Origin of the sequence: Cellulosimicrobium sp. 22598 (assembly GCF_052044445.1) — a bacterium.
Lineage (GTDB): Bacteria > Actinomycetota > Actinomycetes > Actinomycetales > Cellulomonadaceae > Cellulosimicrobium > Cellulosimicrobium cellulans_G.
On record NZ_JBQEMZ010000019.1, the window covers coordinates 41565 to 54435 of the forward strand.

At 74.6% G+C, this 12871-nt stretch carries 13 protein-coding genes; 6 read left to right on the forward strand and 7 right to left on the reverse strand.

Annotated features, from left to right (window positions below):
- Positions 1 to 10 precede the first annotated feature (10 nt).
- The 3 genes from ACTJIY_RS17660 to lpdA all read right to left on the reverse strand — a co-directional run bounded on the left by ACTJIY_RS17660 (position 11) and on the right by lpdA (position 4270).
- Positions 11 to 904, reverse strand: coding sequence for a TIGR01777 family oxidoreductase (locus ACTJIY_RS17660; RefSeq protein ID WP_440674976.1), 894 nt, complete (start codon positions 902 to 904; stop codon positions 11 to 13).
- Positions 905 to 1051: 147 nt separating this feature from the next.
- Positions 1052 to 2857, reverse strand: coding sequence for a 2-oxoglutarate dehydrogenase, E2 component, dihydrolipoamide succinyltransferase (gene sucB / locus ACTJIY_RS17665; protein WP_353709057.1), 1806 nt, complete (start codon positions 2855 to 2857; stop codon positions 1052 to 1054).
- Positions 2858 to 2887: 30 nt separating this feature from the next.
- Complete coding sequence (lpdA, locus tag ACTJIY_RS17670; RefSeq protein WP_440674975.1) at positions 2888 to 4270, reverse strand: dihydrolipoyl dehydrogenase; 1383 nt, start codon at positions 4268 to 4270, stop codon at positions 2888 to 2890.
- A 215-nt stretch (positions 4271 to 4485) separates the two neighbouring features.
- Here lpdA and ACTJIY_RS17675 point away from each other — a divergent pair, with 215 nt between their 5' ends.
- Complete coding sequence (locus ACTJIY_RS17675; RefSeq protein WP_439159131.1) at positions 4486 to 4848, forward strand: oxidoreductase; 363 nt, start codon at positions 4486 to 4488, stop codon at positions 4846 to 4848.
- A 96-nt stretch (positions 4849 to 4944) separates the two neighbouring features.
- Here ACTJIY_RS17675 and ACTJIY_RS17680 read toward each other — a convergent pair whose 3' ends face one another.
- On the reverse strand, positions 4945 to 6450 hold the full coding sequence (locus ACTJIY_RS17680; protein WP_440674974.1) for a leucyl aminopeptidase: 1506 nt from the start codon (positions 6448 to 6450) through the stop codon (positions 4945 to 4947).
- Positions 6451 to 6553: 103 nt separating this feature from the next.
- Here ACTJIY_RS17680 and ACTJIY_RS17685 point away from each other — a divergent pair, with 103 nt between their 5' ends.
- From ACTJIY_RS17685 to ACTJIY_RS17700, 4 genes are read left to right on the forward strand one after another with little or no spacing between them, the layout of a single operon-like run.
- Positions 6554 to 6910, forward strand: a complete 357-nt coding sequence (locus ACTJIY_RS17685; RefSeq protein ID WP_053371242.1) for a hypothetical protein — start codon at positions 6554 to 6556, stop codon at positions 6908 to 6910.
- 16 nt (positions 6911 to 6926) lie between these two features.
- A complete protein-coding gene (locus ACTJIY_RS17690) occupies positions 6927 to 7427 on the forward strand; it encodes a hypothetical protein (protein WP_353709060.1) in 501 nt (166 codons plus the stop codon).
- The gene (locus tag ACTJIY_RS17695) at positions 7424 to 8536 is read left to right on the forward strand and encodes a quinone-dependent dihydroorotate dehydrogenase (RefSeq protein ID WP_440674973.1); all 1113 of its coding nucleotides are present in this window, start codon (positions 7424 to 7426) and stop codon (positions 8534 to 8536) included. Before ACTJIY_RS17690 ends, ACTJIY_RS17695 begins: the two co-directional genes overlap by 4 nt.
- Positions 8533 to 8742: a hypothetical protein gene (locus ACTJIY_RS17700; RefSeq protein ID WP_253050103.1), complete on the forward strand. Its 210-nt coding sequence runs from the start codon at positions 8533 to 8535 to the stop codon at positions 8740 to 8742. The genes ACTJIY_RS17695 and ACTJIY_RS17700 overlap by 4 nt, the downstream gene beginning before the upstream one ends.
- Before the next feature lie 36 nt (positions 8743 to 8778).
- On the opposite strand, the gene yczR is transcribed toward ACTJIY_RS17700, so the two are convergent.
- A complete protein-coding gene (yczR, locus tag ACTJIY_RS17705) occupies positions 8779 to 10290 on the reverse strand; it encodes a MocR-like transcription factor YczR (RefSeq protein ID WP_440674972.1) in 1512 nt (503 codons plus the stop codon).
- A gap of 62 nt (positions 10291 to 10352) precedes the next feature.
- Here yczR and yczE point away from each other — a divergent pair, with 62 nt between their 5' ends.
- Positions 10353 to 11066, forward strand: coding sequence for a membrane protein YczE (gene yczE / locus ACTJIY_RS17710; protein WP_253050097.1), 714 nt, complete (start codon positions 10353 to 10355; stop codon positions 11064 to 11066).
- Positions 11067 to 11128: 62 nt separating this feature from the next.
- Here the strand turns inward: yczE and ACTJIY_RS17715 are convergent, their stop codons facing one another.
- On the reverse strand, positions 11129 to 12142 hold the full coding sequence (locus tag ACTJIY_RS17715) for an aldo/keto reductase family protein (RefSeq protein ID WP_440674971.1): 1014 nt from the start codon (positions 12140 to 12142) through the stop codon (positions 11129 to 11131).
- Positions 12143 to 12188: 46 nt separating this feature from the next.
- Positions 12189 to 12782: a DUF3043 domain-containing protein gene (locus tag ACTJIY_RS17720; RefSeq protein WP_253050090.1), complete on the reverse strand. Its 594-nt coding sequence runs from the start codon at positions 12780 to 12782 to the stop codon at positions 12189 to 12191.
- Positions 12783 to 12871 lie beyond the last annotated feature (89 nt).

Sequence of the window (12871 nt, forward strand, 5' to 3'; positions counted from 1 at the left end):
GGGCGAGGCGTCAGCGCCGCTCGGCGACCCGCCGGACGGCGTCGTCGAGCAGGGGGTCGGAGTAGGTGAACCCGCTCGCCTCGAGCACGGTGGGGAGGGCGCGCTGGGAGCCGAGGATGTCCGAGGCCAGCTCGCCGAGCACGACGCGCAGCGCGACGGAGGGGACGGCCAGCACGGCCGGGCGGTGGAGCTCTCGCGCGAGCGCGCGGGTGATCTCCGCGTTCGTGGCCGGGTGGGGGGAGCAGAGGTTGACGGGCCCGTGCACGGGAGCGGTGAGCAGGTGGCGCAGCGCGTCGACCTCGTCGCGCAGCGTGATCCAGCTCCAGTACTGCGTGCCGGGGCCGAGGCGTCCGCCGACGCCGAGCCGCAGCAGCGGGAGGAGCCGGCCGAGGGCACCGCCCTCGGAGGAGAGCACGATGCCCGTCCGGGCGTGGACCACGCGGACGCCCGCCTGCTCGGCCGGCGCGGTCGCGGCCTCCCACTCCCGGACCAGCCGGGCGAGGAACCCGTCGCCCGACGCCGACGTCTCGGTGAGCAGCTGCGCGCCCCGGTCGCCGTAGTAGCCGATCGCGGAGCCCTGGACCCAGACCGGCGGTGGCGCGTCGAGGCCGGCCATGGTCCGGGCCAGGAGCCCGGTGGTCCGGGTCCGGGACGTGACCAGGGTGCGCTTGTACTCGGTCGTCCAGCGGTGGTCGCCGATCCCTGCGCCCGCGAGGTTGACGACGGCGTCGGCCCCCGCGAGCACGCCGGGGTCCAGGACGCCGGCGTCGGGGTCCCACTCGTGCTCGTCGGACGTCTGCGGGGCACGCCGCACGAGCCGGCGCACGCGGTGGCCGTCCTCGCGCAGCCGCTCGAGCAGCTCCGCACCGATGAATCCGTGCGAGCCCGCCACGACGATGTCCATGGGGCCACGCTACGGGGCCGCGACCGTCCCGCGCACCCGTGGCCGGGAACTTCTCCGCGACCGGCCCGCGCCAGGTCACGGAAACGCCGCGAGGCCCCGACCGTGGGTGGTCGGGGCCTCGCGGCGTGCGTCAGGGAGCGCGGAGCGTCAGAGGCCGACCTCGGCCTCGAACGCGCCCTCCTCGATGCGGTTCTTGATCGTGGTGAGGAAGCGCGCGGCGTCCGCACCGTCGACCAGGCGGTGGTCGTAGGACAGGAAGATGAAGCACGTCGAGCGGATGCCGATCGTGTCGTTGCCGTCCGCGTCCGTCACGACGACCGGGCGCTTGGTGATGGTGCCCGTGCCGAGGATCGCGACCTGACCGACCGGGACGATCGGCGTGTCGAAGACGGCGCCGCCCGAGCCGGTGTTGGTGATCGTGAACGTCGCGCCCGCGAGCTCGTCCGGACCGACCTTGTTGGCACGCGTGCGTGCGCCGAGGTCGGCGATCTTGCGCGCGATGCCGGCGAGGTTGAGGTCGCCCGCGTCCTTGATGACGGGGACCACGAGGCCGCGCTCGGTGTCGACCGCGATGCCGACGTTCTCCTGGCCGTGGTAGGTGATCTCGTCCTCGCCGAAGGTCGCGTTGATCTTCGGGTAGGCCTTGAGCGCCTCGACCGCGGCGAGCGTGAAGAACGGCAGGAACGTGAGGTTCGCACCCTCGCGCGCCTTGAAGTCCGCCTTGGCGCGGTTACGCAGGGCGGCGACGCGGGTGACGTCGACCTCGACCGCCGTCGTGAGCTGGGCCTGCGTGCTCAGCGCCTCGACCATGCGGCTCGCGACGAGCTTGCGCAGACGGCTCGTCTTCTCGGTCGTGCCGCGCAGCGGCGAGACGGCCGGGACGGAGGCCTTCTTCGGGGCACCACCGGCGGGAGCCGCGGGAGCGGCAGCTGCGGGGGCGGCCTTGGCCTCCTCGGCCTTGCGGGCGGCCTCGAGCACGTCCTCCTTGCGGATGCGGCCGCCGACGCCCGTGCCCGTGAGGGTCGACAGGTCGACGCCCTTGTCCGCCGCGAGCTTGCGCACGAGCGGGGTGAGGTACGTGCCGCCGGCCTTCGCGGCCGGGGCCGGGGTCGCACCCGGTGCGGACGGCGCGGCGGGCTTCTCGGCCGCGGGGGCCGGGGCGCTCGTGGCCGGGGCCGGCGTCTCCTCCTGCGCGGCCTGGGCCGGGACGTCCGCCTCGCTCGCCGGGGTGCGCGCCTCGGTCGGGGCCGGGGCGGGCGCAGCCTCCTGCTTCGGGGCCTCCTGGGCGGGCTCGGCCGGTGCCGCGGGGGCGGCGGCCGGGGCGGCGCCCGAGCCGACGATCGCGAGCACGGTGCCGACCTCGACCGTCTCGTCCTCCTGGACGAGGATCTGCTGGACGGTGCCGGCCACGGGCGAGGGGACCTCGGTGTCGACCTTGTCGGTCGAGACCTCGAGCAGGGGCTCGTCGACCTCGACGGTCTCGCCGACCGACTTGAGCCACCGGGTCACGGTGCCCTCGGTGACGGACTCGCCGAGCGCAGGGAGCCTGATCTCCTCACCGCCGGAGGACTGCGGCGCGGGAGCGGCCTGCTGGGCCGGGGCGGGCTCGGCGGGGGCCTCCTGCGCGGCCGGCTGCTCCGGCTCGGGCTCCGGCGCGGCCTGGGGCGCGGGCTCCTCGGCCGCCGCGGGGGCGGGCGCGGCGTCGCCGCCGCCGGAACCGTCGCCGATCACGGCGAGGTCGGTACCGACCTCCACGGTCTCGTCCTCCTGGACGAGGATCTGCTCGAGCACGCCCGCGACGGGCGACGGGATCTCGGTGTCGACCTTGTCGGTCGAGACCTCGAGCAGCGGCTCGTCGACGGCGACGGTGTCGCCGACCGACTTGAGCCAACGGGTGACGGTGCCTTCGGTGACGGACTCGCCGAGGGCCGGCATCTGCACGTTCTCAGACATGACCTGCCTGGTCTCCTTCGATCGTTGGGGTCAGTTGTGGGCGTGCAGAGGCTTGCCGGCCAGGGCCAGGTGCGCCTCTCCGAGTGCCTCGTTCTGGGTGGGGTGGGCGTGGACCAGGGCGGCGACGTCCTCGGGGTACGCCTCCCAGCCCACGATGAGCTGGCCCTCGCCGACGAGCTCGCCGACGCGGGCACCGATCATGTGCACGCCGACGACGGGACCGTCCTTGCGGCGCACGAGCTTGACGAAGCCGCTGGTCGCGAGGATCTTGCTCTTGCCGTTGCCGGCGAGGTTGTACTCGAGGGACTCGACCTGGTCGGCCCCCCACGTCTCGATCGCCGCAGCCTCCGTGACGCCGACGGACGCCACCTCGGGCTCGCAGTACGTGACGCGCGGGATCGACGACTCGACGATCGGCGTCGGGTCGAGCCCGGCGATCTGCTCCGCGAGGAAGATGCCCTGCGCGAACCCGCGGTGCGCGAGCTGGAGGCCGGGCACGATGTCGCCCGCGGCCCAGATGTTCCCGACGCCCGTGTGCAGGCGCTCGTCGACGATCACGAACCCGCGGTCGAGCGTGATGCCCTGCGCCTCGAACCCGAGGTCGGCGGTGCGCGGCCCGCGCCCGACGGCGACGAGCAGCAGCTCGGCCTCGAAGGTCTTGCCGGACTCGAGCGTGACGGTGACGCCCGAGTCGGTCTCCTTGACGCCCGCGAACCGGTCGCCCAGGGAGAACTGGATGCCGCGCTTGCGGAACGCCCGCTCGAGCGACTTCGACAGCGCCTCGTCCTCGTTGGGCACGAGGTGGGGCAGCGCCTCGACGATCTGGACGTCGGCGCCGAACGACTTCCACACGCTCGCGAACTCGACGCCGATGACGCCGCCGCCGAGCACCACGACCGACTTCGGGACGCGGTCGAGCCGCAGCGCCTGGTCGGAGGTGATGACGCGGCCGGCGATCTCGAGACCGGGCAGCGAGCGCGCGTACGAGCCGGTCGCGAGCACGACGTGGCGGCCGGTGTACCGGGTGCCGTCGACCTCGACGGTGTCCTGCGACACGAGCCGGCCGTGCCCCTCGACGAACGTGATGCCGCGGGAGGCGACGAGCCCCTGGAGGCCCTTGTAGAGGCCCGCGACGACGCCGTCCTTGTAGCCGTTGACGCCTGCCATGTCGATGCCGTCGAACGAGCTGCGGACGCCGAACCTCGCGCCCTCGCGGGCGCCGTCGGCGAGCTCGGCCGCGTGGAGCAGGGCCTTGGTGGGGATGCACCCGTTGTGCAGGCAGGTACCACCGAGCTTGCCCGACTCGACGAGCGCGACGGAGAGGCCGAGCTGGGCGGCGCGCAGCGCCGTGGCGTAGCCGGCGCTGCCTCCGCCCAGGACGACGACGTCGAATGGTGTGCCGGGTTCGGCCACGTGCGACTCCTTCAGCGAGGGGAGAGCGAGGGCGGACGTGCACGGCACGTCGACGGGCCGGACGGGAACCGCTGGCCCACGGTGCGTGAACGTTCTCCGGGTGCCATCTTGGCACCTCGGGCACGGGCTCCCCAATCGAAACCAGGGCCTCGCGGCTGTGACGCTGCAGACAGCGGGGCCACCGTATGACCAGGGTCACGCTGTACCCTGCCGCTGTGCCCCGGCTGCCCAAGCTGTCCAGCCTGTTCTCCCGCCGCCCCCCGACGACCTCGTCGCCGGGCGGCGCCGCCGCCGCGCCGTCGGACGCCCGCCGCGCGACGCTCGCCCACCTCCAGGACTTCGTGCGCACGCGCGTCGGGGTCGAGGCGTACGTCGAGCCGCCCACGCAGGACACGGGGGCGACGCTGCTGCTCATCGCGACGACGGGCGAGTGGACGCGCCGGCGCGTCCCGGACGAGAAGACGGCGTTCGACGTCGCCGGCTCGCTGGGCGTGCCCGTCTACAACGTGCGCTTCACCGGCTACCCACAGCGCATGCGCGACTGGAACTCGCGCCAGCGCCGTCGCCGGACCTCCTGACACCGGTCGACCCGGCGACCTTCCGGTGTCGAGCAGGTGGTCCTGGTTCGTCCGGGCGACGGGACGGACCAGGACCACCTGGTCGGCGAGACCGGGTCAGCGGCGGGCGCGGCCCTCGACGAGGCCGAGCAGGGTGCGGACGGCGACGCCCGTGCCTCCGACCGGGGTGTAGCCGTGGGCCGAGCCCTCGTTGAACGCGGGGCCGGCGATGTCGAGGTGCGCCCACGGCGTCTCGCCGACGAACTCCTGCAGGAACAGGCCCGCGACGAGCATGCCGCCGAACCGGTCGCCGATGTTCGCGAGGTCGGCGACCTTCGACTTCAAGGACGCGCCCAGCTCCTCGGGCAGCGGCATCGGCCAGAACTGCTCGCCCGCGGCGTCGGCCGCCGCGACGACCTCGGCGCGCACGTCGTCGGCGCCCATGACCGCGGAGACGCGGTTGCCGAGCGCGACCATCTGGGCGCCGGTGAGCGTCGCGACGTCGAGCACGACGTCGGGATTCTCCTCGACGGCGGCGACCAGGCCGTCGGCCATGACGAGGCGGCCCTCGGCGTCGGTGTTGAGCACCTCGACGGTCTTGCCGCCACGGATCGTGATGACGTCGGACGGACGCTGCGCCGTGCCCGACGGCATGTTCTCCGCGAGGCACAGCCAGCCCGTCACGGCCACGGGCAGCCCGAGGCGCGCGGCGGCGACGACGGTCTGCAGCACGGCGGCGGCGCCGGCCATGTCGGACTTCATCGCCTCCATGCCCTTGGCGGGCTTGATCGAGATGCCGCCCGAGTCGAACGTGATGCCCTTGCCCACGAGCGCGACCTTCGCGGCGGGGCGCGACGGCGCGTAGGAGACCTTGACGAGGCGCGGGCCGCGCGCCGAGCCCTGTCCGACGCCGACGAGGCCGCCGTACCCGCCCGCGACGAGCGCCTTGTCGTCGAGCACCGTGACCTTGAGCCCCTTGGCGCCCGAGTCCTTGACGGCCTGCTTCGCGACGTCGGCGAACGCGGCGGGGAAGAGGTCGTTGGGCGCGGCGTTGACGAGGTCGCGCGTCGCGTTCACGGCCGCCGCGACGACCTTGGCCCGCTCGACGGCGGCCTTGGCCGCGGAGCTGCGAGTGCTCCCGGCGAGGACCTCGACGGTCGCCGGCGGGCGGTTCGCGGCCGACGACGCGGCCTCGCCCGTGCGGTAGCGCGCGAACGCGTAGGCACCGAGCAGCGCTCCCTCGGCGACGGCGCCGAGCTCGGCCTCGTCCTCGACGGGGAGCGCGACCGCGACCGACGTCGTCCCGGCGAGCGCGCGCAGCGCGGCACCGGCGGCGCGGCGCAGCGCCTCGGCGCTGAAGGTGCCGTCGGCGCGCCGTGCGCCGAGGCCCACGAGCACGAGCACGTCGGCCTTGAGCTCGGGCCCGGCGGGCACCTTGCGGACCTCGTCGGCGGCGCCCGTGATGCCGAGCGCGGGTGCGAGGTCCTCGAGGGCGGTGACCACCGGACGGGGCAGGTCGCCCCCGACGATCGCGACGCCGTCGGACGTCGTGTGGGTGCCGACGACGAGCGCGTCGACCTTGGCACCGGCGGGATTCTTGCTGGAGACGGTCAGTTCAGCCACCCCGCGATGCTATCCCCGGGGACGGCGCCCCTGCCCCCGTGACGTCGGTGGGACCCGTGGACCGATTCCGTGGCCGCGGGCCGCCCCCGGTACGCTCGGCCGCGTGGTCCTTCCCCTCCTGCTGCTCGTGGTCGCGGCGTGCGTCGCGCTCGCCGGCTGGGCTCTCGTGTTCGTCGCGCGCGACCGCGCGGTGATCCTGCGCCAGCTCTGGGGTGCGGCGGTGATCGAGGGGCTGATCCTCGTGCAGGCGGTCGTGGTGGGCGTGCTCGGCGCCACCGGGACCGCGCCGAGCGACCCCGTGCTGCTGTGGGGCTACCTCGTGACCACCCTCTTCATCCTGCCCGTCGCCGCCCTGTGGGCCTTCGCGGAGCGCTCGCGCTGGAGCTCCGTCGTGCTCGCGGTCGCCGCGCTCACCGTCGCGTTCCTCGAGTGGCGCCTGTGGCAGATCTGGAACGCCTGACCTGGAGGTCCTCGCCATGAGCGCACCCGCCGCCCCGGACGGGACGCCGCACCCGCGTCGCACGAACGCCGGCTTCGGCCGGGTCCTCGTCGCCGTGTACGGGATCTTCGCGCTCGCGGCCTCGGCCCGGGCCGCCGTGCAGCTCCTGCGCGACTGGCACGAGGCGCCGCTCGCGTACGCGCTGTCGGGGCTCGCGGCGGCCGTGTACGTCGTCGCGACGATCGCGCTCGCGCGGGGCGGCCAGGTCGCGCGGCGCGTCGCGTGGGTCGCGGTGGGTGTCGAGCTCGTCGGGGTGCTCGCCGTCGGCGCCTTCTCGCTCGCCGACCCCGAGGCGTTCCCCCGCGCCACCGTCTGGTCCGGCTTCGGGCAGGGCTACGGCTACGTGCCCCTCGTCCTGCCCTTCGTCGGCCTGTGGTGGCTCTGGCGCACCCGCCCCGGCGGGACGTCGGCGACCGTCGCCACCCCGAGCGCCACCAGCACCCGCACCGACACCGACGCCCCGGAGGACGCCGCATGACCCGCCGCCGCCCGCTCCTCTACGGACTGCTCTTCGACACCGTCTTCCGCCGCATGGACCCGGAGCGCGCGCACCACGTCGCGTTCGACCTGATCGGCGCCGTCGGCCGCGTGCCGGTGCTGCGCGACGTCGTGCAGGGGGCGCTCGCGCCCTACCTGGGCCGCGCGGCCGGGGGCCGGGGCAGCGTCGAGGTCCTGGGCAAGGTCTTCCCCGCGCCCTTCGGCCTCGCGGGCGGGTTCGACAAGGACGCGCGCGCCGTGCGCGGCCTGACCATGCTCGGTTTCGCGTTCGTCGAGATCGGTACGGTCACCGCGCACGCGCAGCCCGGCAACGAGAAGCCGCGGCTGTGGCGCGAGCTCGACGTGTCGGGCGTGCGCAACCGCATGGGGTTCAACAACGAGGGTGCCGCGGCGGCCGCCCGGCGCCTCGCCGCGCTGCGCTCGACTCGCGCGGGCCGCGCCGTGCTCGTGGGCGCGAACATCGGCAAGACCAAGGTCACGCCCGCGTCCGAGGCCGCGGGGGACTACGCGACGAGCGCGAGCCTCCTCGCGCCGTACGCCGACTACCTCGTCGTCAACGTGTCCTCACCCAACACCCCGGGCCTGCGCGACCTCCAGGAGGTCGCGTCGCTGCGCCCGATCCTCGTGGCTGTGCGCGAGGCCGCGGACGCCGCGACCACGGACGCGGGAGCCGCCCGCGTGCCGCTGCTCGTCAAGATCGCGCCCGACCTCGCGGACGAGGACGTGGACGCGGTCGCCGACCTCGTCGACGAGCTCGACCTCGACGGCGTCGTCGCCGTCAACACGACGATCGGGCACGACCGGGGGCCCGGCGGGCTGTCCGGACCACCGGTGCGCGCCCGGGGCCTCGCCGTGGTCGCGCGCCTGCGCGGGCGCCTCGGCCCGCGTCGCGCCATCATCGGCGTCGGGGGCATCACGACCGCGCACGACGCCCGTGACTACCTGCACGCGGGCGCCGACCTCGTCCAGGGGTACACCGGGTTCCTCTACCAGGGCCCGCTCTGGGCGGCGCGCATCAACCGGTCGCTCGTGCGCCACCCGGAGCCGGGCGAGCACGTGCGCGGCGCCGAGGCGAGGGAGGCACGATGATCCGGCCGCAGTGGGTCTGGGAGCTCGACGACGCCGAGGGAAGCGTCCTCGCCACGCCCGTAAGCCCCGTCTTCACGACGCAGTACGACGCGGAGCAGTGGCTCGGCGAGACCTGGCGGGCCCTCGCGGCCGAGGGCGCCGTGGTCGCGCGTCTCCTGCACGACGGGACCCAGGCGACCGCGCCCGTGGAGCTCCGCTCGCGCTGACCGCGGTTGCCCGCTCGCGGACGTCCCAGGGCGTGCTCAGCCGGCCACGCGCGCCCACGCCGCGGCGAGCCGGGGCACCGCCCGCTCCAGCTCCTCGGGCGGTCGCGAGAACGTGAGGCGCAGCCGGTCCGCGGCGCTGCCGTCGGGGGTGAACGTCGGGCCGGCGTTGACCAGGACGCCCTCCGCGGCGGCCGCGGCGGCGAACGCCTGGGCGACGGGCGCGCCGACGTCGACCCACAGGGACAGCCCGCCCTCCGGCACGTGCACGCGCCAGTCGGGGAGCGCCGCGCCCAGCAGCCCGCACAGCAGGTCGCGCTGCGCGCGCAGCGTCCTGCGGCGCTCGGCGAGCACGCTGCCCGCGTCGTCGAGCAGCTCGACGACGGCGAGCTGCTCGAGCACCGCGGTCGCGATGTCGGCGGACTGCCGGGTGCGCGCGAGCCGCGCGACGAGGTCGGGGTGCGCGCGGACCCACCCGACGCGCAGCCCGCCCCAGAACGACTTGGACGCCGACCCGACGGTGACGACGTACGGCGAGGCCCCGTCCCCGGCGAGCGGCTCGGCGACGGGGCCGACGGCGTCCGGGTCGCCGTCGAGGTCGAGGTCCGTGAGGGTCTCGTCCCCGACGACGGTCACGCGGTGACGCGCGGCGGCCTCGCGCACCCCGGCCCGCTCCTCGGGGGTGAGCGTGTACGCGGTGGGGTTGTGGAAGTCCGGCACGAGGTACACCAGCCGCGGCGAGACCTGGCGCAGCGTCGAGCCGAAGAGGTCGACGTCGAACCCGGGCGCGTCCTGCTCGCGGCCGGGGTGCGACTCCCGGTCACCGCGCCCCACGGGGACCGGGACGAGCCGCGCCCCGGCGCGGCGCAGCGCCTCCATCGCGTGGTAGTAGGTGGGCGACTGCACGACGGCGCGGTCGCCGCCACCGAGGAGCGTGCCCGCGAGCGTGGTGATCGCGTGCTGGGCGCCGGTCGTGACGAGGACCTCGTCGGGCGTCGTCGCCGTGCCGCGCCGGGTGTGGTGGTCGGCGATCGCCTCGCGCAGGACGCCGACGCCGTACGGCTCGTACCCGCCGCCGGACAGGTACTCGGGGAGTCGTTCGAGCGCGCGCGAGTACGCGCCGTGCAGCCCGCTCGGGGCGGCGGAGGTCGCCTGGGAGAGGTCGGCGAGGTCGATCGGTGCGACGTGCGGGGCCGGTGCGGGCGGCGCGTCGCCCCCGCGGGCACGGGGCGCGGTCCGGGGCCGGGTCGCGCGGGGGAGCACGACGACGGTCCCCGACCCCGTCCGGGAGCGCGCGAAGCCCAGCTCGCGCAGCCGCCCGTACGCGGCCGCCGTGGTGGTGCGGGAGACGCCGAGCGCGACGGCGAGGTCGCGCTCGGACGGGAGCCGCGTGTGCGGGGCGAGCGTGCCGGCGAGGACGGCGGCGCGCAGCGCGTCGGCCAGCGCGGTGTACGCGGGGCCGCCCGCGTGCCACCGTCCCAGCAGCCGCGCCGCGGCGGCGGGGGAGAGGTGCCGGTGGACGTCGACGGACCCGGGCGGCGCGAGGCTCATGGGGCCACTCTCTCGCGATTGGCTATGGATGTCGATGCCACTTGGTCGTCAGGATGGCTCGCATGAGCCCCACCCGTCGTGCCGTCCAGCTCCTCCTCGGCCTCCTCGCCTACGCGCTGTCCATGGCGATGCTGCTCCACGCGGGCCAGGGCGGGATGCCGTGGGACGTCCTGCACCAGGGCGTCGTGCTGCGCACCGGGCTGCCGTTCGGCGTCGTCGTCGGGTCGCTCAGCGTGCTCGCGCTGCTCGCGTGGATCCCGCTGCGGCAGCGCCCGGGGATCGGGACGATCGCGAACGTCGTCGTCATCACCCTGACCATCGACCCGGCGATCGCGCTCGTGACCCGCCTCGTGCCCGACCCCGGCGTCGTCGCGAGCGTCGCGCTCGCCGTCGGCGGGATCGTGCTCAACGGGCTCGCGACCTCGGCGTACCTCGGGGTGCGCCTCGGGCCCGGCCCGCGCGACGGGCTCATGACCGGCCTCGTCGCGCGCACCGGGTGGTCGGTGCGCCTCGTGCGCACGCTCATCGAGGTCGTCGTCGTGTCGCTGGGCTGGGTGCTCGGCGGCACGCTGGGCTGGGCGACGGTCGCCTACGCGCTGGGCGTGGGGCCGATCGTCCAGCTCACGGCGCGCTGGTTCGCCCCGCGGGGGCTCGCGGACCCGCGCCCCGCCCGGGTGCGTCGTCGGGCGCACGCCGAGTCGGAGCCGCGGGAGCCCGTCGCCGCGACCACAGGCCTCCGGCCGGGCGAGGGAGGCATGCCCGAGCCCGGCCGGTGAGGAGACGACGACGGCCCCGGCGGAACGCCGCCGGGGCCGTCGTCGCACGCGGTGTGCCGGAGTCAGGCGACGCGCGTCTGCGGTGCGTTCTCGGCGGTCTTGCCCGGGTCGCGCTCGACGACGTCCCCGAGGACGTCGTCGATGCGCGCCAGGAGCTCGGCCGGGATCGTCACCCCCGACGCCTTGACGTTCTCGGCGACCTGCTCGGGCCGCGACGCACCCACGAGGGCCGCCGCGACGTTGTCGTTCTGCAGGACCCACGCGATGGCGAGCTGCGGCATGGTGAGCCCCAGCTCGTCCGCGACCGGCTTGAGGCCCTGCACGCGCGTGAGGACGTCGTCGGTCATGAACTGCGAGATCCCACCGCGGCCCGCCTTCTCGTCGGCCGCGCGCGACCCGGCCGGTGCCGCCTGGCCGGGCAGGTACTTGCCGGACAGCACGCCCTGGGCCATCGGGGACCAGACGATCTGCGACAGGCCCAGCTCGCGCGAGGTCGGCACGACCTCGTCCTCGATGACGCGCCACAGCATCGAGTACTGGGGCTGGGAGGAGATGAGCTGGAAGCCGAGCTCCTTCGCGAGCGCGGCGCCGGCGCGGATCTGGTCGGCGGTCCACTCGGAGACGCCGATGTACAGGGCCTTGCCCTGCCGGACGATGTCGGCGAACGCCTGCATCGTCTCCTCGAGCGGCGTCTCGGTGTCGTACCGGTGAGCCTGGTAGAGGTCCACGTAGTCGGTGCCGAGCCGCTGGAGGGAGCCGTTGATCGACTCCATGACATGCTTGCGGGACAGGCCCGTGTCGTTGGGGCCGCCGGGGCCGGTCGGCCAGTAGACCTTCGTGAAGATCTCGAGCGACTCGCGCCGCTGTCCCTTGAGCGCGTCGCCGAGGACCTGCTCGGCCTTCGTGTTCGCGTAGACGTCCGCGGTGTCGAACGTCGAGATGCCGGCGTCGAGCGCCGCGTGGACGCACGCCGTCGCGACGTCGTTCTCGACCTGGGAGCCGTGGGTGAGCCAGTTGCCGTAGGTGATCTCGGAGATCTTGAGACCCGAGTTGCCGAGGTAGCGGTAGGTGGGCATGGGCTCAACCTAACCGCCGGACGGTTGCCTCAGGAACCGCTCCGGCTCACTCCGGGAAGACGCCGTGCTTCTTGTGCGTCGGCTTGGGCAGGCGCGCCCGGCGCAGCTGGAAGGCCCGCATGACGGCGTACATCGTCGTGCCCTTGGGGATCTCGCCGAACTTCGCGAGCAGGCGCTTGCGCAGGCGACGCCACATGATGAAGCCGTCCACGACGGTCAGCAGCACGATGACGTAGAGCGTCATCACCGTGAGGAACGCCAGGTCCTGGTTCTGCGCGGTGAGGAACGAGAAGACGATGAACACCAGCGCGACGGGCAGGAAGAACTCGCCGAGGTTCCAGCGCGCGTCGACGTACTCACGCACGTAGCGCTTGACCGGGCCCTTGTCGCGCGGCGGCAGGTAGCGCTCGTCGCCCGTCTGCATCGCCTGGTACTGGCGGTCGCGCATCTCGCGCTGCTTCTCCCGCGCGGACTTCGCGGCGGCGCGACGGTCGTTCGGCACCAGGGGGCGCTTGTTCGCGGCCTCGGAGACCTTGCGCTTGGGCGTCGGGCGGCCCTTGCCGGCCCGCTCGATCTCGGCCGCCTGCTCGACAGGGTCGGGGGCGGCGGGGGTCGCGGCGGACTTGTTGCGGGAGAACACCCCTCCAGCGTAGTCGAGCCGGACGAGTGCTCGGCGTCGTCGATCCCTCCTCCGGTAGGGGTGGTCAGGAGCAGCATCCGCCAGTAGCG

Excerpts from the sequence above, each read along its gene's own strand:
- ACTJIY_RS17715 (WP_440674971.1), bottom strand. The coding sequence starts at position 12,142 with ATGCCCACCTACCGCTACCTCGGCAACTCGGGTCTCAAGATCTCCGAG.
- ACTJIY_RS17700 (WP_253050103.1), top strand. The coding sequence starts at position 8,533 with ATGATCCGGCCGCAGTGGGTCTGGGAGCTCGACGACGCCGAGGGAAGC.
- sucB (WP_353709057.1), bottom strand. The coding sequence starts at position 2,857 with ATGTCTGAGAACGTGCAGATGCCGGCCCTCGGCGAGTCCGTCACCGAA.
- yczR (WP_440674972.1), bottom strand. The coding sequence starts at position 10,290 with ATGAGCCTCGCGCCGCCCGGGTCCGTCGACGTCCACCGGCACCTCTCC.
- ACTJIY_RS17695 (WP_440674973.1), top strand. The coding sequence starts at position 7,424 with ATGACCCGCCGCCGCCCGCTCCTCTACGGACTGCTCTTCGACACCGTC.
- ACTJIY_RS17660 (WP_440674976.1), bottom strand. The coding sequence starts at position 904 with ATGGACATCGTCGTGGCGGGCTCGCACGGATTCATCGGTGCGGAGCTG.
- yczE (WP_253050097.1), top strand. The coding sequence starts at position 10,353 with ATGAGCCCCACCCGTCGTGCCGTCCAGCTCCTCCTCGGCCTCCTCGCC.
- ACTJIY_RS17690 (WP_353709060.1), top strand. The coding sequence starts at position 6,927 with ATGAGCGCACCCGCCGCCCCGGACGGGACGCCGCACCCGCGTCGCACG.